23 protein-coding genes are annotated in these 18,995 nt (G+C 60.6%); 2 read left to right on the top strand and 21 right to left on the bottom strand.

The window, feature by feature from the left end; translation table 11 throughout:
• Positions 1 to 17 precede the first annotated feature (17 nt).
• Both erdR and ACW9HX_RS11795 read right to left on the bottom strand, forming a co-directional pair.
• Positions 18 to 668 (bottom strand): response regulator transcription factor ErdR, encoded by a 651-nt coding sequence (erdR, locus tag ACW9HX_RS11800; protein WP_095119237.1) that lies wholly within the window; start codon positions 666 to 668, stop codon positions 18 to 20.
• Between the two features lie 229 nt (positions 669 to 897).
• On the bottom strand, positions 898 to 1,641 hold the full coding sequence (locus tag ACW9HX_RS11795; protein WP_457380743.1) for a tRNA-uridine aminocarboxypropyltransferase: 744 nt from the start codon (positions 1,639 to 1,641) through the stop codon (positions 898 to 900).
• Between the two features lie 189 nt (positions 1,642 to 1,830).
• On the opposite strand from ACW9HX_RS11795, the gene ACW9HX_RS11790 reads away from it, so the two are divergent.
• Entirely contained in the window at positions 1,831 to 2,256 is a 426-nt protein-coding gene (locus tag ACW9HX_RS11790) for a PA3611 family quorum-sensing-regulated virulence factor (RefSeq protein WP_457380742.1), read from the top strand.
• Between the two features lie 16 nt (positions 2,257 to 2,272).
• On the opposite strand, the gene ACW9HX_RS11785 is transcribed toward ACW9HX_RS11790, so the two are convergent.
• The gene (locus ACW9HX_RS11785; protein ID WP_096819566.1) at positions 2,273 to 2,467 is read right to left on the bottom strand and encodes a hypothetical protein; all 195 of its coding nucleotides are present in this window, start codon (positions 2,465 to 2,467) and stop codon (positions 2,273 to 2,275) included.
• Between the two features lie 353 nt (positions 2,468 to 2,820).
• On the opposite strand from ACW9HX_RS11785, the gene ACW9HX_RS11780 reads away from it, so the two are divergent.
• Positions 2,821 to 3,939 (top strand): LOG family protein, encoded by a 1,119-nt coding sequence (locus ACW9HX_RS11780; RefSeq protein ID WP_457380741.1) that lies wholly within the window; start codon positions 2,821 to 2,823, stop codon positions 3,937 to 3,939.
• Positions 3,940 to 4,011: 72 nt separating this feature from the next.
• On the opposite strand, the gene recX is transcribed toward ACW9HX_RS11780, so the two are convergent.
• The 18 genes from recX to ACW9HX_RS11690 form a co-directional block, all read right to left on the bottom strand.
• Complete coding sequence (recX, locus tag ACW9HX_RS11775; protein ID WP_096819568.1) at positions 4,012 to 4,482, bottom strand: recombination regulator RecX; 471 nt, start codon at positions 4,480 to 4,482, stop codon at positions 4,012 to 4,014.
• 8 nt (positions 4,483 to 4,490) lie between these two features.
• A complete protein-coding gene (recA, locus tag ACW9HX_RS11770) occupies positions 4,491 to 5,549 on the bottom strand; it encodes a recombinase RecA (RefSeq protein WP_003222269.1) in 1,059 nt (352 codons plus the stop codon).
• An 83-nt stretch (positions 5,550 to 5,632) separates the two neighbouring features.
• The gene (locus tag ACW9HX_RS11765) at positions 5,633 to 6,133 is read right to left on the bottom strand and encodes a CinA family protein (protein ID WP_457380740.1); all 501 of its coding nucleotides are present in this window, start codon (positions 6,131 to 6,133) and stop codon (positions 5,633 to 5,635) included.
• A 68-nt stretch (positions 6,134 to 6,201) separates the two neighbouring features.
• The gene (locus ACW9HX_RS11760; protein WP_457380739.1) at positions 6,202 to 6,732 is read right to left on the bottom strand and encodes a lysis system i-spanin subunit Rz; all 531 of its coding nucleotides are present in this window, start codon (positions 6,730 to 6,732) and stop codon (positions 6,202 to 6,204) included.
• Positions 6,714 to 7,277, bottom strand: a complete 564-nt coding sequence (locus ACW9HX_RS11755) for a glycoside hydrolase family 19 protein (RefSeq protein WP_457380738.1) — start codon at positions 7,275 to 7,277, stop codon at positions 6,714 to 6,716. The genes ACW9HX_RS11760 and ACW9HX_RS11755 overlap by 19 nt, the downstream gene beginning before the upstream one ends.
• 114 nt (positions 7,278 to 7,391) lie before the next feature.
• The gene (locus ACW9HX_RS11750; RefSeq protein WP_457380737.1) at positions 7,392 to 7,838 is read right to left on the bottom strand and encodes a hypothetical protein; all 447 of its coding nucleotides are present in this window, start codon (positions 7,836 to 7,838) and stop codon (positions 7,392 to 7,394) included.
• The gene (locus ACW9HX_RS11745) at positions 7,839 to 8,732 is read right to left on the bottom strand and encodes a gp53-like domain-containing protein (protein WP_457380736.1); all 894 of its coding nucleotides are present in this window, start codon (positions 8,730 to 8,732) and stop codon (positions 7,839 to 7,841) included.
• A 22-nt stretch (positions 8,733 to 8,754) separates the two neighbouring features.
• Complete coding sequence (locus ACW9HX_RS11740) at positions 8,755 to 9,321, bottom strand: tail fiber assembly protein (protein WP_457380735.1); 567 nt, start codon at positions 9,319 to 9,321, stop codon at positions 8,755 to 8,757.
• Between the two features lie 7 nt (positions 9,322 to 9,328).
• Positions 9,329 to 10,423 carry a phage tail protein gene (locus ACW9HX_RS11735; RefSeq protein WP_457380734.1) on the bottom strand — a complete coding sequence of 365 codons (1,095 nt, stop codon included), beginning with the start codon at positions 10,421 to 10,423 and terminating at the stop codon, positions 9,329 to 9,331.
• Positions 10,424 to 10,552: 129 nt separating this feature from the next.
• Positions 10,553 to 11,068, bottom strand: coding sequence for a phage tail protein (locus ACW9HX_RS11730; protein WP_457380733.1), 516 nt, complete (start codon positions 11,066 to 11,068; stop codon positions 10,553 to 10,555).
• Positions 11,065 to 12,222, bottom strand: a complete 1,158-nt coding sequence (locus ACW9HX_RS11725) for a phage tail protein (protein WP_457380732.1) — start codon at positions 12,220 to 12,222, stop codon at positions 11,065 to 11,067. The genes ACW9HX_RS11730 and ACW9HX_RS11725 overlap by 4 nt, the downstream gene beginning before the upstream one ends.
• 14 nt (positions 12,223 to 12,236) lie before the next feature.
• Entirely contained in the window at positions 12,237 to 12,836 is a 600-nt protein-coding gene (locus ACW9HX_RS11720; RefSeq protein ID WP_096819582.1) for a YmfQ family protein, read from the bottom strand.
• A complete protein-coding gene (locus ACW9HX_RS11715; RefSeq protein ID WP_457380731.1) occupies positions 12,824 to 13,867 on the bottom strand; it encodes a baseplate J/gp47 family protein in 1,044 nt (347 codons plus the stop codon). Before ACW9HX_RS11715 ends, ACW9HX_RS11720 begins: the two co-directional genes overlap by 13 nt.
• Entirely contained in the window at positions 13,857 to 14,255 is a 399-nt protein-coding gene (locus ACW9HX_RS11710) for a phage GP46 family protein (protein WP_457380730.1), read from the bottom strand. Before ACW9HX_RS11710 ends, ACW9HX_RS11715 begins: the two co-directional genes overlap by 11 nt.
• Positions 14,255 to 14,764: a phage baseplate assembly protein V gene (locus ACW9HX_RS11705; protein ID WP_457380729.1), complete on the bottom strand. Its 510-nt coding sequence runs from the start codon at positions 14,762 to 14,764 to the stop codon at positions 14,255 to 14,257. Before ACW9HX_RS11705 ends, ACW9HX_RS11710 begins: the two co-directional genes overlap by 1 nt.
• 157 nt (positions 14,765 to 14,921) lie before the next feature.
• Positions 14,922 to 15,965 carry a phage baseplate assembly protein gene (locus ACW9HX_RS11700; protein ID WP_457380728.1) on the bottom strand — a complete coding sequence of 348 codons (1,044 nt, stop codon included), beginning with the start codon at positions 15,963 to 15,965 and terminating at the stop codon, positions 14,922 to 14,924.
• Between the two features lie 3 nt (positions 15,966 to 15,968).
• Positions 15,969 to 17,204, bottom strand: coding sequence for a DNA circularization protein (locus ACW9HX_RS11695; protein WP_457380727.1), 1,236 nt, complete (start codon positions 17,202 to 17,204; stop codon positions 15,969 to 15,971).
• A complete protein-coding gene (locus ACW9HX_RS11690; protein WP_457380726.1) occupies positions 17,191 to 18,963 on the bottom strand; it encodes a phage tail protein in 1,773 nt (590 codons plus the stop codon). Before ACW9HX_RS11690 ends, ACW9HX_RS11695 begins: the two co-directional genes overlap by 14 nt.
• Positions 18,964 to 18,995: the final 32 nt, after the last annotated feature.

The raw sequence follows: 18,995 nt of genomic DNA, 5'->3' as shown, positions 1-18,995 counted from the left end.
CGTGAAGACGCCAGATATTACTGGCTCGGAATTGACTCAAGTTGTTGCAAGAGTAAAGCCGCCTGAGTCCGGGTCCGCACATTCAGCTTGCGAAAAATCGCCGTGACGTGGGCCTTGATGGTCGCTTCCGACACGCTCAACTCATAGGCAATCTGCTTGTTGAGCAGACCTTCGCAGACCATGGTCAGCACCCGGAACTGCTGGGGCGTCAGGCTTGCCAGGCCATCGCTGGCGGCTTTGGCTTCGTCCGATACGCTGACGGCTTCGAATGCCTGTGGCGGCCAGAACACGTCGCCGTCCAGTACTTTGCGCACGGCTTCCTGAATCACACTCAAGTCGCTCGACTTGGGAATGAAACCGCTGGCACCGAATTCCCGCGATTTGACCATCACCGAAGCTTCTTCCTGCGCCGAAACCATCACCACCGGAATCTGCGGGTACTGCCCGCGCAACATCACCAGTCCGGAGAACCCGAAGGCGCCCGGCATGTTCAGATCCAGCAGCACCAGATCCCAGTCAGCCTTCTCGGTCAGACGGGCTTCCAGCTCGGCAATACTCGCCACTTCCACCAGACGCACATCCGGGCCGAGGCCCAGCGTCACCGCTTGATGCAGTGCGCTACGAAAAAGAGGGTGATCATCGGCAATCAGGATGTCGTATGTGGCCATTTTTCAAATGATCCTGTTTTTGATGGCAGACCCGATGCATTCGAGTCTCACCAAGGCAACTCAAGATGCCGACGCTTTTGCAGCGGCATCCACAGGGGCACGTTCAACGCCAATCACGGACAAAAACGGCGTTTCAAACCTTGGCCGCACCCCAATCGGCGCCAAGCATGCCCAGCGAAGCCGGGGTGGTCAAGCAACACGGCCACTGCTTTAGCAGTATGGGCCAGTATCAGACGGGCACCGGCTGCGCGTTTTGAATGAACGGCAGCAACTCGGCATGGGCCGGCGTCGACACATTCACATCAAGCTGCTGTTTGGCGCCCAGATAATGCTGGCTGAACACGTCGAAATAGGCATCCAGGGCCGATGCGGCATCCGTATCGCCCGCCAGTTCCAGGCACAGCGCCGCCACTTCGGCGGTGCACAGATGCTCGCTGCGGGTCGAGCGGCGCAGACGATATCGCGACAGTTTGTCGGGCAACAGACTGAGGATCGGCAGGCGATCGAAGTACGGACTCTTGCGGAAGATCTTGCGCGCCTCGGTCCAGGTGGCGTCCAGCAGAATGAACAGTGGTCGCTTGCTGCTATCGAGATTCACGGTGTTGGTGACCCGCGAAGGCTCGACGTACTCGCCGGGAAACACCAGATAAGGCTGCCATTGCGGGTCGTTCAGCAGCGCCAGCAGTTGCTCGTCGGGTTCGGTTCGCGACCAGATGAAGGCGTGATTGTCCCGCACGATATCGGCGATCAACCAGCCGGTGTTGCTTGGCTTGAACACTTCCTTGCCGGTCATGATCAGGCAGACACCGGAGCGGGTTTCAACGGTCGGGCGCCAGGCGCACAGGCAATGACTGATGATGACCCGGCAGTCACGGCACCGTTCGGAGCGAAAGCCACGGGCCTGGATCGGCTTGATACCCTCATCCTCGCGCTGATCGCGCAAGCGGGCCACGGCGTTGGGGGCATGGTTCATTGCGGACGACGCCGACTGACAGAAAAACTCGACACGAACAACTCTCGGCAAGGCAATAAAGGCCGGCAGTTTATCAGAGCGCCGGGCACAAGCCTGTACCCTCCCGACCGGCTCCCCTATAATTCGCCGCCACTGAACGCACAGCCACGGGGCTGGTCGAACCACCAGTCACTGAATCAGGAGAGTTTCATGCTGCGCCTTATCGTTCCTACCGCGGCCATTGCGCTTGCATTGTCCTTCAGCGCACAGGCTGCGTCCCTGAAAGAGCAGAACCTGAACAAGGAACTGCAAAACGTCGCCGCTCAAAGCAGTGCCGGTACGCCACGAGCAATCAACGAAGACATCCTCGATCAGGGTTACACCGTCGAAGGCACCACGCTGATCAACCACCTGAGCGTTCAGGCAAGCCATGCTGAAAAGATGCGCGCCGATCCAAAGGCTGTGTACTTCCAGCTGGGCGCTTCGGTCTGCAACAACCCGTCGTACCGCAAGCTGATGGCCAAGGGTGCCGTGATGCGTTACGACTTCAGCGAAGTGAAGACCAACAAGGCAATCGGCTCCGCCAGCTATCAGGAATCGGATTGCCCGAAAGCTGCCCCGGCCAAGAAAAAGTAACGCTGCGGAAAAGTAACTATCTGGAATTGGCGCGCCGCTGTTCATCCTCGGCGCGCAGTTCGGCCAGCAAGGCCTGCAGATAACGCGAACGGCGATCCCCTCCCGACAAGCGCCGGCAGCACTCCTCTTCGAGACTCACATGATTGGTCTCGGCCGATGCTTTCAGCATTCGATACAGCTGCGTATCGATCTCCAGAATGACTCTGGTCATGTGTCCCGCCTCCTTGCCACCCGCAAATCCTTGAAGTGCGTGCACCTTGCGTACGGTCGTTGACGCAAAGTTGTCGTACGGCGCCTTTAACTTAGTAAATCAGAGCATTCAGCCCTCGACGTGGCATCAGACGAGCGGTGAAAACACTTCGCAAAGCGACAATAAGCAGTTGCCAGGAAAGACTTTGCGGCGCAATGCTCAATGAGCGAAAAATGCTTTGAAGGTCTAGATTCAAAGTATTCCCGTTCATCTTTTCGACGGCAGGAAAGGAGCTGCCGGATGTTTGTTTTCTTGCAGCGCGGCACTGACGCCGCACGTCAGGGCCGAAGGCTCTGTGCAGAAGGAGAAGTTGCATGCCTTACCAACCGAATGACCTGCTCAGCCGTCATTTTCAGGAAAGCGGCCACGACCTCACCGGCAAGGTCGAAGAACAACTCAACCTGGTTTCTCCCAATAGTCCGAACATCCCCATCTACCGCGACATGATCCTGACCGTGCTGCGCATGGCCCAGGAAGATCACAACCGCTGGAATGCCAAGATCACCTTGCAAGCCCTGCGTGAGCTGGAGCAAGCGTTTCGAACGCTCGAACAGTTCAAGGGCCGGCGCAAGGTCACGGTGTTCGGCTCGGCGCGCACGCCCGTCGAGCATCCGCTGTACGCCATGGCTCGTGAACTGGGCGCAGCACTGGCCAGATCAGACATGATGGTCATCACCGGTGCCGGTGGTGGAATCATGGCCGCGGCGCATGAAGGGGCCGGTCGCGATCACAGCCTCGGGTTCAACATCACCCTGCCCTTCGAACAGCACGCCAACCCTACCGTGAACGGTACTGGGAACTTGTTACCCTTCCACTTTTTCTTCACGCGCAAACTGTTCTTCGTCAAGGAAGCCGATGCCCTGGTGCTGTGCCCCGGCGGTTTCGGCACGCTGGATGAAGCACTGGAAGTACTGACCCTGATCCAGACCGGCAAAAGCCCCCTGGTACCGGTGGTACTACTGGACGCGTCAGGTGGCACGTTCTGGCAAGGCGCGCTGGATTTCATCCGTCATCAACTGGAGGAAAACCGCTACATCCTGCCAACCGACCTGAAACTGATGCGGCTGGTCTACAGCGTTGAAGAGGCGGTGGAGCAAATCAACCAGTTCTACAGCAACTTCCACTCCAGCCGCTGGCTCAAGCGGCAATTCGTGATTCGCATGAACCACAAACTCAGCGACCAGGCACTCGATCACATGCAGGAAGCCTTCGCCGATCTGTGCCTGAGTGACCAGTTTCATCAACACGCCTACAGCGGCGAGGAACAGGACGAGGCCCGGTTCAGCCATCTGACGCGACTGGCCTTCACCTTCAACGCCCGAGATCACGGGCGCCTGCGTGAACTGGTGGACTTCATCAACCTGCCGGAAAACTGGGCCCATTCCAGGCCACAAACGACACAACACAGCCGCGAACCGTCGAAGGTAATCTGAAGGCAAAAAAAACGGCCCGCTATCGAAATAGCGGGCCGTTTTTTTTATTTTTTGATTGAAGCTGGAGCCGATTTAATCGTCCATCCCTCTGCCGCTGAACAAGCGGTTGATCATCTCCATCGAGAACCCCCGGTACGCCAGAAACCGACCTTGCCTGGCTCGCTCCTTGGCGTCGACGGGAAGCTGTCCGGAGAACTTACGTTGCCAAGTGTCCGTTAGCTGTTCTTGCCAACTGATACCGCTCTCGCGCAAGGCAAGTTCGATATCGGCACGCTGCAAGCCGCGCTGGCTGAGTTCCTCACGAATCCGTAACGGGCCATAACCTGAACGGGCGCGGTAAGAAACAAAGCTTTCCAGATAACGGGCTTCGGAAAGCAGCCCTTCTTCCGTCAAGCGGTCGAGGGCTGTTTCGATCATCTCGGGTGGGGCGCCGCGCTGACGCAGCTTACGCGTCAGCTCGACTCGACCGTGCTCGCGGCGAGCGAGCAGGTCCATTGCGGTTCGCCGCACCGCGACGAGGGTATCGAGTACGGCGGTTGTCATCGGTGCAATCAGATGTCAGCGTCAGCCAGGTCATCTTCGGTCTCTTTGACCGCAGAAGCCTTGGAGTCGGCGATCACGGCTGGCGACAGCAGTTTGTCACGCAGTTGCTTCTCGAGCTTGGCCGCGACTTCCGGGTTGTCTGCCAGGAACTTGGCCGAGTTGGCCTTGCCCTGACCGATCTTGGTGCCTTCGTAGGCATACCAGGCGCCGGACTTCTCGACGAAACCGTGCAGCACGCCAAGGTCGATCATCTCGCCGTTCAGGTAGATACCCTTGCCGTAAAGAATCTGGAACTCGGCCTGACGGAACGGCGAAGCCACCTTGTTCTTCACAACCTTGACGCGGGTTTCGCTACCGACCACTTCGTCGCCTTCCTTCACCGCGCCGGTACGGCGGATGTCGAGACGAACCGAAGCGTAGAACTTCAGCGCGTTACCACCGGTGGTGGTTTCCGGGCTGCCGAACATCACGCCGATCTTCATGCGGATCTGGTTGATGAAGATCACCAGGCAGTTGGCGTTCTTGATGTTACCGGTGATTTTACGCAGCGCCTGGGACATCAGACGGGCTTGCAGGCCCACGTGCATGTCACCCATTTCGCCTTCGATTTCAGCCTTCGGCACCAGTGCAGCCACGGAGTCGACGATGATCACGTCAACGGCGTTGGAGCGCACCAGCATGTCGGTGATTTCCAGGGCCTGCTCACCGGTGTCCGGCTGGGAAACCAGCAGGTCATCGACGTTGACGCCCAGTTTGCCGGCGTACTCAGGGTCGAGGGCGTGTTCGGCGTCGACGAATGCGCAGGTCGCGCCGGCCTTCTGGGCCTGGGCGATCACGGACAGCGTCAGTGTGGTTTTACCAGAAGATTCAGGACCGTAGATTTCAACAATACGGCCTTTTGGCAGACCGCCGATGCCGAGCGCGATGTCCAGACCCAGAGAGCCGGTGGAGATAGCCGGGATCGCCTGACGATCCTGATCGCCCATACGCATTACGGCACCCTTGCCGAATTGACGTTCGATCTGACCCAGGGCCGCAGCCAAGGCTTTCTTCTTGTTGTCGTCCATTAAAGTCCTCACGTAATCAATAAGGCCTGACGGCCAACACCTGTATAAGTAGCCAGTATTATTCCACAGCGTTCGCGGATCGCCTACCCCTGATTTTCGATTTCTCGTGCCGCTAGTCGCAGGAGCCCCTCTAGCGCGGCCTTCACCGTTTGTCGGCGGACTTCATCGCGGTTGCCGGGGAAGTGCTGCACCTCGCTGGAAACCGCGTCGCCGACACCCCAGGCCAGCCACACCGTGCCCACCGGTTTGTTCGGTGAACCGCCATCCGGCCCGGCGATACCGCTGACCGCCACGGCGAAACGCGCACGGCTGTGTTTCTGCGCACCGCGCACCATCGCCTCGACCACCTCGCGACTGACGGCGCCCACCGTGCCGAACAGTTCCGTGGGGACGTTCAGTTGCTGGGTTTTCTGACGGTTGGAGTAGGTCACATAACCGGCCTCGAACCATGCCGAACTCCCCGGAATCCGGGTGATCGCTTCGGCGATGCCGCCGCCGGTGCAAGACTCGGCCGTGGTGACGTGGGCATTGAGCAACTGCAAGCGTCGGCCAAGTTCGGCCGCCAGTTGGGTGAGATCTTTCACGGCGCTCTCCAGATCAGGTGGAATGGCTACCACCGTACACGAGCCGGTTGCGCTTTCAATACACAGACTCATTCAAAATGTGCAGGCGCCAGCGCTCTGATATAGGCCTGACAAGCCTGAAGGGCAATCAGTCCGCGGTCGCCTTCACCGGTGATGGCGACAATTCGTTGAGCATGCGCCGGGTCAAGTCGGGCGCGTACGGTTGCATGATCCACGCCGCCGGTGCCGGAGGCGGCTGGCACACCACAGCCTTGGGCAGCGTCGCCTGCGTCGATGAGGACTGACAGGCGCAGATCAGCAGTGGCAAGACGATCGCGCAGGCGATCCTGATCACGTTGGGCATCGTTCAGTGCTCGATAATGGGTTTGTTCGCTGGCCGCGAGCCGTTGCTCCAGGGCCAGACGCTTGTCCTGCTCGGCCTGTTGCGCGGTGGCGGCCGCCTGGGTCATTTGATTGAGGGTTTCGGCGTGCAGCCGCGCCTGCTCGGCCAGTTGGCGGCCATAGCGCCAGTCCTGGAATTGCCAGGTCAGCGCCGCCGCCCCCGCTGCCAGCAACATCAGGCCGATCAGCCGCCCGATACTCAGACTGAAGGCAGGCATAACACCGCCCTCGCCCGCCCCCAAAGCTCCAGCCGATCCTGCAAACCGTTCAACCCGCCGTTGATACGCCGGGTGATGCTGTTGAACTGGTCACGGTCGGCCAGATCATTCAAACCGTTCTGCTCCCAGAACCAGGCGGCAGACTCGGCCGCCCACTGCGGTTGCTCCAGCAGTTCGGGCAAGGACAGCAGCCGCTCATCGCCGAACAGTCCAAGACTGCACTGGCGATAGTTGGTGCGGCCGGTGATCTGGATCAGCCCGCGACCGCGATACTTCTGCCCGTCACCATCGGCCTCGGGCGTGTTGCCTAGACGCAAGGCCAGCGTACCGGTGTCGTACTTGCTCAGGTATTGGTTGTTGCCAAGTTCACGCACGTACTGCAATTGGCCGGACTCATGCCCGACCTGGGCGAGAAATGCGGCGATGCGCTTGGGCGTGTCGATGCGATGGCGGGCCATGGCGTCGTTGAGCGGTGAAACAAAAACGCCCGCTTGTCGGCGGGCGTTGGGCATGATGTTGAGTAAGTTGTCTTCAGTAATTTGCATAATGCTTGATCCTCCCTGGATGTGCTGCGATTGAATCATGACTGGAGACCAGGGCCTGCCAGCCATTTCTTTCCGGAGTTTTCCGCGCCAGGATCCTTGTGGAATACAGCCGACTCAAAGTGCCGTTGCCAACCAGCGCGGCGCCACTGGACGATGCTCGCTGAACGGGAAAAACGAAGCCTGTGGCCAGTCCCGCAATGCACGCCGAAACGCTTGCAGTTCGGCATATTGCTCGGTGGTCAGCGTGGTGCCCCCGCCGTCCTCCAGCTCATCGCGGTCGCGGGCCACCAGGCCATCGGTGGCTGCCAGTTGTGCGGTTCGCCAATTGCGTTCGGTTTCGCCCGCCTGTTCTGCCGAAGGAGGCGGCGGATCGACCAGTATCGGATAACCGGTTTGCGCATCCACACCGATGACTTTCGCAGTGACCGCCAGTTGCTGGAGCAATGAAATCCAGTAGGCCTTGGGAATTTCGATGACGTCGTCCGGAATGTCCGACGAATTGATTCCCGGCACATAAACCCCTCGGGTACGTGCACTGAATAAAACGTTGAAGTCGTTCATTTAATAGCCCTTGGCAAAATAAAATACGGTCCAGCCAGCCGCGACCTGGTTGAGCGCGTTGCGTACTTTCAAGCGAACGCCTTGTTTGGTGGCCGAGCCGCCGATAACAATGACCATGGCGCCGTCACCGCCAACATGAGTGGCGACACACGAGAAAAACGCATTCGGGAAGGAAATCGGGAAACTGACCCACATTTCACCATTGGCATCGGTAGTACCGAATCCCCATTGATCGATGTTTCCACTGGCGTGTTTCTGGTATCCAGGGTTACCAGACCAGCCGGAAAACAGCGCTGCATATTTCAGACTGGCCGTGCCGTAAACCGTCCAGATACCGTTCTCTTTGACAACGTTGGCACTCTCGCCGCTGTTCATCACAATCGAGCTCAGATAGGCGCCTTGCGGACTTATTTGCGTATTGCCCATGCAGGCAATGGTGATCGCTGCGTTGCTGCGACAGTGAAAGCCGATCGTCGCGCCGTTGGGCAAGTTGAGGATGTCCGGCAAGGTCACGGTGTATGCCGAGTTGCCGCCCAGGCCGATTGAACATCCGACATCCGCGGCCGTCAGTTGTGTGGCCGCAGACACACCGCGCGCGCCGGCATAGTTGCCAAGTGCGCGCTGGACAAACTCGGACGTCGCCGCAGAACGACTGACATCGAATGGCGCAGCCGTCTGGAACAGTTGAGAGCTGCGAAGTGCCCCCAGCAATTGCGTATTTGACGCCTCGCTCGGCGTCAGACCGCCGGCACGCACAACACTCAGAATTTCCTGTGTAACACCGTTGCCCCAACTGGCTGGAATCAACGATCCCGGTTTACCTGTGATCAGGTCTTCATCAACAAACCGGCCATTGACCAGGCCGGCGCTCGGGACGCTGTTTGGATAGTCCATTGCACTTCTCCCTGTGTGGAAATCAGATATTCACCGTTGTGCCGGGCACAACGGGCCAGGTGATTTCCACGGGGAAACCAGTCTGTTTTTCGATACGGTTCAGTTCCACGCTGTAGAGCTTCCATTCGAGCAACTGCAGTTGCTCTTCGTGGCTGGCATCGCCGATGTCTTCGGCGTATTGCAGAGGCGCAATGCGCAGGACAGCGTCACGCAGCAGCGCGTCACGCGTCTCCCTGGCCTGTTGGCTGATACTGGCCAGACGGACTTGCGCATCCAGTTGCCAGGCGTTGTCGCGCCACACATGGAACTCTCCGGGCCAGGGTTGCGCCGTCAGGGTGTCGGGCAACTCGCCCAACTCATTCCAGATCTGTTGCGCGCCGCCGTCCTTGCGATAGACCAGACCACGTCGGTCAATCACCTCTCGCGGTACTCCATTGATCAGCGCCCAGGCGTGACCGCTTTCCAGTTCAGGCAATTCGAACGACAACTGGACTGCGTTACTGGGCAGTTGAATACCGATACCTGGTGTCACGAAAAACTCGACAGGCCCGGACAAGGCGCCCGAGCCATCAAACAGATAATTGAACATAGGTACCTCAGATGAGTTTGATACGGCCGGGATAGGCGATGTTGCGGGGGCGGGACTTGAAGGCCAGCAGCAGGGTATTGGCAGCATCACGCTGGTAAGTCGTATTGGCAGGGAAAATGGGGCCGCCATTGAGTAGCCCGGATACGTATTGCGGTTCTTCACGGGTTTCGGCACCGAAGCCGGTCAGACTGTCCGACCAATACGCTCCGACCGCACCGCTACCATTTGCGCCTTGGGCGTAGGAGTGAATCGAACCGCCCTGAAAGGAACCCATGGCCCGTGCCGCGTCCACGCCCCGGCCCTCGTCCAGCACTCGCAGAAACTCGCCTCGCCCTTCCGGGCCACGGAAGGTCGCCGCGCCGTCGCCCGAAGTCCATTTACCTTCGTTGCCTGCACGCGCCGCTTCAGTGCCCAGCATTCCGGAGAGCTGGGCGTGATCCCACAGCCACGGCCACTCGGTACGCTTCATGACCGTGCCGTTGAGCGCGCCGTAACCACCGGGGCTGAGCAACGTGGTCGTCTCGAAAAACGGCCGTCCAAGGGGGGTGTTGTCGAAGCGACCGACTGGCCACCAGCTTCCAGCGCCGTCGCTACGCAAATGCCACCAGTCACCGCCGCCCATCAGCACCAGAAACGGGTAACCGCTCGCAGACAAATGCGTATGAAAACGGATCCGGTCGGTTCCGGATGCCTGCACCACCATTCGATTGCCGCTGTTGTCGACACGACGAACAATCACGTCGCGCACACCCAGTCCGACAGTGGCGCCGGGCAAGGTGATCGTCGTGGCACCGGGGCTGCCATCGATCAGTACCAGACCGAGTTCCTGATCAATCAGTGCCTTCGAAGCGGCAAGCCGTGTCACCACCGAACGCATTGGGCTGGCGGCACCGATGATCGATTGAATGGCTTTGAACAACTGGCCGGTATCGACCTCGTTGGCCGTCATTCCGGCACCGCCGATCACGTTGAGAATTTCTTGTGTAACGCTGTTGCCCCACACCGCCGGAATCAAAGAACCCGGCGTGCCTGCCACCGGGTTTTCATCGACGAAGCGGCCGTCGACCAGGCCGACGCTGGGGACGCTTTTTGGATAATCCATGGGATGTTCGTTCCTCTGTCATGACAAATGAAACGTCGCGGCGCGAAGGCTTTCGCAACGGCGCAAACGCTTCTGTTCCTGAAAATAAAAAGCCCACGGTGACGTGGGCTTGGGTGAGGCGGGATGCGATTACGGGTTGGCGTTGTCCGTCAGTCCACGAATGGCCAGCAGCACTTCGTCCGTGGCGGCACGCGCCTGTTGCAGCTGATTTTTGCTGGCGTACTCACGGATCCGGGTCTTGGCCTTCAGGCGCAAGGTGCGCAGGGTCAGCAGGCTGTCGCTGACCTGAGCAGCCTTGTCGAGGATCTGCTCGGCCGCCTGTTTCGCAGACCTGCCTTTGGCGACCCACGCGGCCACGGACAGCGGCACTTCCTTCTTCGGATAACCGGCGTCCTGAAAGGCCTGAGCGTCAATGGCTGCCTGGGCGTACTCCAAAGCCTTGAGCGGATCACCGGCCAACACGCTGCGCGCACTGTCGGCGGCAGCATCGACCCGGGCAAAGAGGCGTGCGGTTTCCTGTTGTTCCAGCAGCGCGACTTTCTCAGGGTTGACGACCCATTGTTCACCGTCCCAGTCATGGGTGGCGGACGGCTGCGCAGGAAGCAACTCTCCATCGATCTGATGGAGTTCCTGAATGACGATCATCGAATGAGCTCCCACGACAGCTGCACGTTCACAGCATCAGAAAAGTTGATCGGAATACCGACGCTGTAGTCGGTTTGCGGATGGTTTTTGATGCCCATGCTTAACAACAACTCATCGCTATCGGCTATGGTTTGCCCCAGCGTGTGTTCAGCCTGGAAGCTCTGCCAGAGCGAGCGCAATTGCATATGGTCGAAACTGGCGGCCAGGGTCGACACCGTAACGTCATTGAGAACGTTGTTGGTAAACAGCACGCATGGATACAACGTCGCCGGATTCCAGCCGGTAGCGTTGTTGGCACTGGTCGTCGCAGTAGGTGACAGATAGCAGTAGTTGCCACCGGACCATCCCGTGCCAGGGAAAGCCATAGTGGTGACAGCGGTCGAGGAAGGCGTCGGGTTACCCACGATCAACCGTGCAGCACGTGCATGCGGATCCAGTGGCAAAAACACCGCACCGGTGCCATTGACCGTCTGCGTCCAGGTCAGACGCGCCCGGTTGTAGATCGCACGCACTACCGGAACGGAGCCCGGCGCGCCAGTCACCACCCAGGCCAGGCACATGTCCAGCACCGAACTCTGGAAACCACCGCCTGCAGCACCATTGACCGTGCCCTTCAGAGTGTCGGGCGTCACGTCGTAAATCGTCCCGCGCTGCATGTAGAACGTCAGTGCACCACTCACCACCTGCGCCCGCAGAAAGTAACCCGAACTCGGCAACAGATCGGCGCTGCTCCAGGCCTGAGTGGTGAACGTCCGCGAACGTCCCAACTGCCCCGCCACCACTTCCTGACCGATGCTGACGTAAACACCCGCCGGCACCGACACCCGACCGCCACTGGTCGAAGCGGCAGCCGGTGTGATCGACATTCGCGCATCCGGTGTAGCGACGGTTGGAAGCGGCAATGCCGCCAGCGGCAATGCCAGATCCTGATTCCAGCCCTTGGCCGAAACACTCTGGATCGCCTGCAACAGCTGGTCGTATTTCTTCTCGTCCGGGTTCAGATCCCCGGCCTTGATCACGTTGAGAATTTCCAGCGTGACACCGTTGCCCCAGTCTGCCGGAATCAACGATCCCGGCGTCCCGGTCATCGGGTTTTCATCCACAAACTTCCCATTCACCAGACCGGCGCTGGGCACACTCTTGGGATAATCCATCCCATCACTCCTTTCTAGTCATAATTGATGTGCACCTTGGTGTGCGCCGGTGCCGCCCGGTGGATCATGCATTCGAGCGCCGAGCCCGGGTTCACGCCGAAGCGTTCGCCCCAGTAACTCGCACCGAAGCGCCGGCCGAGCAGCAGTCGGCCGCCAGTGTTGAGCGTCCACATGAACTGCGCTTCCCAGGTCCCCCAGTGCGCCGCGCCGAAGCGCGAACGCCCCATGCGCGGGGCTTCGAGTTCGGTGATGGTGGCGTTGGGGTAACCCTGGCTCTTGGCGATTTCCAGGTAGTAGCCGACGGCCTGGCTGCCGACCGCCAGCAAGCGGCGGCGCACAGCGAGGCGACGGTCGTCGAACAGCGGTGTGGCGCCCAGGCACGGGTCGGGCAGGTTCATCACCTGCTCCCAGTCAGGCACCAGTTCGCTGACACCGGCAGGGTCCATCTCGTTGAGCAGATCGGCGGCGCGGGCGTCGAGGCGTGCCAGTTCGACGGCGACGCCTTGCAGCACTTCATCGAGCTCCGGCACCCGCTCCGGATCCCACGCCGGACCGCTGGGCAGCAAGGCGCGCAATTGCGCCTGGTATTGCGCGGCGGTTCTTATGCCCCCCATACGCAACCTCCGAAGGTCAGCAGCTCGCTGTCACCCGCGGCTACGTTCGCCACCGGGGCCGAAAGCACGTGATCGGTCTCACCCGCTGCGCTGCTGATTGCTTCGCGGATATGGCTGATCAACAGATCCGCGCCGAGGTCGGCCTCGCGGTTATGCAGATCGCGCAGCTGGGTTTCGACCGCGGCGCGCACGGCGGTGGTATCGGGCGTCAGCTTCAACTGATAGGTCACCGGCTTCTGCACCGGTGGGAGCACATGCACTTCGGCGGTCACCGGGCGCAGCGGTTCGATGTGGGCCTGCACTTCGGCCAGTTGATCGGCATTCGGCACCGGTTGCGGATCGTCGTCACGCATGATGTACACGCCCACGGTGCCCGGCCCGAGGAAGCCACCACGGCACCATGCACGTGTCACGCCTGGCACTTCCAGCGCCCAGGTCTCGTAGTCGCTGGCCGAGCCGCCGTGGGGGATGACGCGATAGGAACGAATCACCCGCGAGCGCAGCGACTCCAGGCTTTCGCGCGCCACCCCGCCGTTGAGCCCCGGCGCCATCACCACGAAGCTGTTGCCAACCACACCGGTGATCGGCTGCACCGGCGTCAGCGCCAGACCGGCCTCGGCATTGCCCAGGCTGCCGGCATCCAGCGCGGCGATGCTGGTGCTGTTGACGCCATTGACGGTGGTGCGGGCGGCGGTGACTTTGAAGGTACGACCGTCGCTCGACTGCAGCAACGTATCGACGTCCAGCACCGCGCCCGCCGTCGCGTTGAAGCTGACGTTGCCGGTGGCCACTTGCGCCGGTTTGCGCGGCTGGTTCAGGCGCAGCGCGGCGATGCGTTCCAGGGTCGACTCATCGGCGGTGTCGGGCAGGATCTGCTCGGCAATCCAGTCGAGGTAGCCATACAGGCCATACGCGGCGCCGCCGAGTGTGCGGGCCAGGACTTGCGCATCGGACTGGCGCAGCGAATCGCCGGCCAGGTCGCTTTGGGTGCGCTTGATCAGCACCGGCAGCGAAGGGGTTTCAAACGGCATAGATCACCTGCCAACTGTTTTCGGGGTTGATGTCCAGACGTTCGCCGTCGGCCAGGGTCAGGACCGTACGCAGGTTCAGGCGCTGGGCGTCGAGGCGTTCGCTGATGATGTCGATGGCGCTGCAATGGCCGTCGTCGATCAGCCATTGCAAGGCTTCGCGGGCATAGAACTCGGCGTCCATCTGGGTCTGTCGGGTCAGCTTGACCCGGCGCAGCAGCCACAACCGCGAACCGATGCGGTCGTCGGCTACGGTGGGAAAGGTGTCGCCCCACCAGCCGTAGCGTTCCTCGTCGTCGAGGGCATCGTCGTCGGCCGCGCGGCGCCAGGTGAACAGGCTGATCAGCACAGCACGGGTCAGTGCGGCATGGAGGTTTTGACTGAAGAGCATCATTGACCTCCTGCCGGCGCACCGGTCTGTCCGCTGCCGCTCTGCACGCCGCCATGCACGTGCTTGATCTGGCTGATGCCGCCAGCCAACTGATCGCCTTTGGAAACGATCTTGCCGCTCTGGTTGATCACCGGCGTCTCGAAGTTCACGGCGGTGCTGGCGCGGATGTTGAGGGTGGAGGTTTCGATGTCGATGATCCGCCCGCGCTTGAAGTGGATCCTGTCGCCTTCGTCGGTGTAGATCGCGACTTCACCAGCAGCCAGCGATTGCAGGCGATAACGGCGATCGGCGACTACCAAAGCGATGGCGTGGGAACGGTCGCCGCCCAAAAACGTTACGACGCCTTCGGCACCGGCCAGCGGATGGCTGGTGAAGCCGTAGGGCTCGAAGTGCTCCATGTCGTCGTTCACTTCACCGGCGGTGAGGCGCATTTGCAGCGATTGCAGCTTGGAGGCCGAACTGGCGAGCACGACAGTGCCGCGCGCCAGCAGGCGTGTCAGTAGGCTCATAGGGTTTCCTCTAGACCTCGGCCAGACACTGGCAAACCCTGTGGGAGCGGGCTTGCCCGCGATGGCGGTCGTTCAGGCAAAGATGTGTTGCAGCCACCACAGCTTTCGCGGGCAAGCCCGCTCCCACAGTGTCCGGTGGTGTTTGCAGAACTTGGGCTCAGGTCTTTTTCGGGGGAGTCGGGTTCGCGTCGAAGGTATGCGGCGGCGCCACTTGCAGGGTGGTGATCGAGCCTTGCGCCGACAGCGAGTACGTCACCTTGGAAATCAGCATGTCTTCATCGAACCCGAGCACCGGATCCTTGACCCGCACCAGGGTGTTGTGACGCCACAGGTCGCCGTTGGACTGACGCCAGCCCTGTACCTGATACGTGGTGGTCAGTGCCCGGCCCATGCGCGTCGCGCTCTCCCATTGCGCCCGTTGCTGGGCCAGTTCGAAGGTCAGCTGCGAGCCTTCGTTGATGATCGTGGTGCGCCGGCGTTTGAAGCTCAGGTCGGCCGCCGTCGATTCCACTTCGCTGGCCGCCGCCCCGCTCTTCTTGTCGTTGCCCTTCTGCTGACCGATCACCCGGTACTCGGAAAACACCTGGCTGAAATCCATCGGCGCATTGGCCGAAAGAATGTTCTTGCCCAGCTCCAGCGCGTCACTGGCGCGACCGGCGCTGCCGGGTTTGGCGAGCACCAGCCGGCCTTCGGCGTCATCGGTGGAAAACACCCGGTACAGCGAGAGCAGACGATCGATCGACTGAAACACCGTTTCACCCGGGACGATCGTGTGTTTGCTCAGACGTGCGGTCTCGGGAATTTCGTTGACCACCATCAACGCGTACTCCATGGCCAGGGCCTGGACGATATTCAACAGCGACTGATCCTGCCATTGGCCAGGGTTGTTTCGTGCCGCACAATCCACCAGATCCTGGGTCTTGGAACTGCCTTCGATGCTCAGGCTGATCTGCCGCCCGTCATAGCTGATCGGGGCCTTGAACACATACCCGGTGAGCACCAGATCCTTGCCGATCCGCACTTCGCACGGGTCGCCGGCCTTGATCCGCTGATCCACGGTCTGCCCCGGCCATTGCCAGGTGATGTCCAGCTTGAAGGTGCGGAACTGGCGCTCCAGGTCCGCGGTGATCTGCACGCTTTTCCAGCCGCCGTATTCCATGTTGCCGACGGTCAGCGTGACGCGGTTGTCAGTCTCGTTCATGGCTCACTCCCCGGAGACTTTGACTTCGTTGGGGGCATACCCCGGATGAGCCAGACCATTGCGCTGAATGACCTCGGTCACACGGGTGGCATCGCCAAACTGCTTGTATGCCACGACCACCGCCGGAAAGGTTTCCTGGAAGGTTTTGCTGACCAGTCGCACACCGGACGAAGCCACTGACTTGAGGTGCGCGATCAGCGCTTCCTTCACATCGGCGATGGCCTGGTAGTGCGCGGGATCGGCCTTGTCCTGAGCCATTTGCAGCACTTCGTTCAACGCTTTTTGCAGCGTTTGCAGGTCATCCGTGACCGGCACTTCCTGACGGCTGACCGGCTGTTTCGATTGCTGGTCCAGCGAAGGAGTCGAGTTGAGTTTCACCGGCCTCGACGCCACCGGCATCGAGGCCACCCACTGCGCCACTTTGACGATCAGTGTGTCCTGCACCAGATTGGCCAGGGCCTGCGCCGCAGCGGTGGTGTCCTTGCCGGTGGTAATTTTCGGAGCGTCGGCCTTGCGGATGGCTTCGATCTGTTGGGACACGTCGGCAATCACGCCACGGTAGCCCTCCTTCGCGAATTCCTTCAGCTCCTTGATATCGCCGAGCAAACCCTTGAACTCCGCCGCCACTTCCTTGGGCAGCTCCTTGACGGCCCTGACCAGTTCGGTGATCTGCTTGTACTGCGCGATCAGCGGTTTGAGTTGCTCCTTGATCACGTCGTACACGCCGGTGAGGCTGTTGCGCAGATTGGTGATGCCGATCCGCGCCGCCTTGATCAGGATCATCGCCTGTTCGAAGCGCGCCACCGCCGAACCGAGCAATCCGTCGGCCTTGATCAGCAGGACTTTTTGCGTGCTGACTGTCGCCGTCGGAAACGGCAGCGGCCGGTCGGGGTAAAACTTCAGGGTGAAGGTCACCATCCCGCCGTCCTGGCGGGTATGAGTCATGTCGCACTCGCCGACCTTGACCTGCAAGCGTCCCAGCCACGGATGCACCAGTTCGCCGCTGCCCTGTTCCAGCGCCTGGAGCAGCTTGTCGCGCTGCTCCAGGCAATCGGCACCGATGATGAACGCCGTCAGATCGTGGGTCTTGGCCTGCTGGCCGAGATCCTCGAAAAACGGCAGATCGCGTTGCGGGTATTCGTGCAACTGCCCCTTGCGACCGACCGGGGTTTTCGCCTGGTCGATCCAGAAGCCGACACCCCGAAAGGATGCCGGCAACAAACGGTCACGCCAGTTCATTGGAACCTCCTGCCGACAGCGAGCGATAGCCGATGCGCGAACTGAGCGCCAGCCCCGGTTGATTGGTTTGCGGTTGATCGGTGCGCAACCCCGCCGGCGCATTTTCGAAGCGAACCGTCAGGCCGCCTTCGAGTTGCGTGCGGTTGTTGACAGCGCTTTGCTGGATCAGTGCGCCGGAGGACTGCGGCAAGGAACCGCCCTGCAACGCACTGCCACCCTCGGATTTCGGGCTGGCTCCGAAGAAGGCCGGCGCCAGTTCACCCTTGCCTTCGGCATTGGTCTGGCGTTGCGCTTCGGTCAGAGTTTCGACCTTGCCGGTGACCTTGGCGATCAGCCCGGCGAAGCCGCCATCGAACAGTTCCTTGATCGGTGCGATGACAGTTTGCAGCTTTTGCCATAGCTCGCCGAACCATTCGGTGATCGGTCCCCAGTTCTTGATGATCTGCCCCAACGGAGTCCATTCGAACATGTTGTGCAAGAACTCCAGCACCGGCGCGGCCAATGCCTGCACCACGCCCCACAGCGCCGAAAACACTTCGCTGATCGGCTGCCAGTACTGCGCGATCTGCTCCAGCGGCGACCATTCGAACAGGCTCTGGAAGAAGCTTTTGACCTGCTGTGCCGAGGCTTGCAGCGTGGCCCAGATCGGTTCGAAGAACGTCACGATGGCGCCCCAGTTGTTGATGATCATCCCCAGCGGGGAATAGTCGAACAGGGTGCCGAAGAAGTCCTTGATGGCTTGCGCCGCCGGTTGCAACGCTGCCCAGATCGAGGCGAAGAAACCGGTGATCGCGCCCCAGTTGTTGATGATCATGCCCAGTGGTGTCCAGTCGAACAGCCCCTTGAGGAACGAAATCACCGGCACACTCAAGGCCTTGAGCAATTCCCAGATCGCCGAAAACAGACCGGTCAATGGCCCCCAGTTTTCCAGGATCATGCCCGCGGGCGACCACGAGAAAACCGACTTGAAGAAGTCGATCACTGGCGCGGTCACAGCCTTGACCTTGTCCCAGATCCCCGAGAAGAAACCCGTGACCGGTTCCCACAGCGCCGCCATTGCCTCCAGCGGCCGCCAGTCGAGCACCGAACGCAACGTCGCCATTGCACTCGCCCCGGCGTTTTTTACGCCCTCCCACAATCCGGTGAAGAACGCGGAAATCGGTGTCCAGTTGGCAACGATCAGACCCGCCGCCACGGCAATGCCCATGGCGATCAGCATGATCGGATTGGTCTTGAGCACCATGCTCATGACGTCCATCACCTGAGTCATACCAGTGACGGCGGTCTGCATGGCGGAAAACGCAATCGCCCCTGCCGCCAGGCCTTCAACCAGTTTCGGGTTATCGGCCAGCAGGCTGCCGACCTGGGTCAGCATCGGCTCAAGCCCGACCACCAATGCGCCCACCGCCGGCACCAGTGCGGCGTCCACCGCAGCGGAGACCTTTTCCATGGACGCGCTCAACACGTTCATGTTTTGTGCGGCAGCCTTCGGCGCGGTGGGCAGGTCGACGGCTTTCGCCGATTCGTTGACCTCGGCCAGCTTGCCCTGAAAGGCCGCGGCGGATTTGATGCCGTCCACGAACGGCGTAATCACGCTGCCACCCTTGAACAGACCGCTGATGTCCAGTTTGCCGAGGCCGGTCTGTTCGAGGTTTTTCTTGAAGTCATCGACCTTCACTCGCAGGGCGCCGAGTTTGGGTGACAGTTCGTCGATGCCGGTAAGCAGCACCGACGCTTTAGCTTTGGTTTCTTCTGCCATCACTGCACCTGCTGCATCGCATTGATCCGTTG

It is taken from the genome of Pseudomonas sp. SDO52101_S400, from assembly GCF_054071635.1.
This window is presented reverse-complemented; position numbering and strand designations above follow the sequence as displayed.

Excerpts from the sequence above, each read along its gene's own strand:
- ACW9HX_RS11695 (WP_457380727.1), bottom strand. The coding sequence starts at position 17,204 with ATGAACTGGCGTGACCGTTTGTTGCCGGCATCCTTTCGGGGTGTCGGC.
- ACW9HX_RS11750 (WP_457380737.1), bottom strand. The coding sequence starts at position 7,838 with ATGAACGACTTCAACGTTTTATTCAGTGCACGTACCCGAGGGGTTTAT.
- ACW9HX_RS11760 (WP_457380739.1), bottom strand. The coding sequence starts at position 6,732 with ATGCCTGCCTTCAGTCTGAGTATCGGGCGGCTGATCGGCCTGATGTTG.
- ACW9HX_RS11795 (WP_457380743.1), bottom strand. The coding sequence starts at position 1,641 with ATGAACCATGCCCCCAACGCCGTGGCCCGCTTGCGCGATCAGCGCGAG.
- ACW9HX_RS11700 (WP_457380728.1), bottom strand. The coding sequence starts at position 15,965 with ATGAACGAGACTGACAACCGCGTCACGCTGACCGTCGGCAACATGGAA.
- ACW9HX_RS11715 (WP_457380731.1), bottom strand. The coding sequence starts at position 13,867 with ATGCCGTTTGAAACCCCTTCGCTGCCGGTGCTGATCAAGCGCACCCAA.
- ACW9HX_RS11735 (WP_457380734.1), bottom strand. The coding sequence starts at position 10,423 with ATGGATTATCCAAAAAGCGTCCCCAGCGTCGGCCTGGTCGACGGCCGC.
- ACW9HX_RS11785 (WP_096819566.1), bottom strand. The coding sequence starts at position 2,467 with ATGACCAGAGTCATTCTGGAGATCGATACGCAGCTGTATCGAATGCTG.
- ACW9HX_RS11790 (WP_457380742.1), top strand. The coding sequence starts at position 1,831 with ATGCTGCGCCTTATCGTTCCTACCGCGGCCATTGCGCTTGCATTGTCC.
- ACW9HX_RS11730 (WP_457380733.1), bottom strand. The coding sequence starts at position 11,068 with ATGATCGTCATTCAGGAACTCCATCAGATCGATGGAGAGTTGCTTCCT.
- erdR (WP_095119237.1), bottom strand. The coding sequence starts at position 668 with ATGGCCACATACGACATCCTGATTGCCGATGATCACCCTCTTTTTCGT.
- ACW9HX_RS11740 (WP_457380735.1), bottom strand. The coding sequence starts at position 9,321 with ATGTTCAATTATCTGTTTGATGGCTCGGGCGCCTTGTCCGGGCCTGTC.
- ACW9HX_RS11705 (WP_457380729.1), bottom strand. The coding sequence starts at position 14,764 with ATGAGCCTACTGACACGCCTGCTGGCGCGCGGCACTGTCGTGCTCGCC.
- ACW9HX_RS11755 (WP_457380738.1), bottom strand. The coding sequence starts at position 7,277 with ATGCAAATTACTGAAGACAACTTACTCAACATCATGCCCAACGCCCGC.
- recA (WP_003222269.1), bottom strand. The coding sequence starts at position 5,549 with ATGGACGACAACAAGAAGAAAGCCTTGGCTGCGGCCCTGGGTCAGATC.
- recX (WP_096819568.1), bottom strand. The coding sequence starts at position 4,482 with ATGACAACCGCCGTACTCGATACCCTCGTCGCGGTGCGGCGAACCGCA.
- ACW9HX_RS11725 (WP_457380732.1), bottom strand. The coding sequence starts at position 12,222 with ATGGATTATCCCAAGAGTGTGCCCAGCGCCGGTCTGGTGAATGGGAAG.
- ACW9HX_RS11710 (WP_457380730.1), bottom strand. The coding sequence starts at position 14,255 with ATGCTCTTCAGTCAAAACCTCCATGCCGCACTGACCCGTGCTGTGCTG.
- ACW9HX_RS11690 (WP_457380726.1), bottom strand. The coding sequence starts at position 18,963 with ATGGCAGAAGAAACCAAAGCTAAAGCGTCGGTGCTGCTTACCGGCATC.
- ACW9HX_RS11780 (WP_457380741.1), top strand. The coding sequence starts at position 2,821 with ATGCCTTACCAACCGAATGACCTGCTCAGCCGTCATTTTCAGGAAAGC.
- ACW9HX_RS11745 (WP_457380736.1), bottom strand. The coding sequence starts at position 8,732 with ATGGACTATCCAAACAGCGTCCCGAGCGCCGGCCTGGTCAATGGCCGG.
- ACW9HX_RS11720 (WP_096819582.1), bottom strand. The coding sequence starts at position 12,836 with ATGGGGGGCATAAGAACCGCCGCGCAATACCAGGCGCAATTGCGCGCC.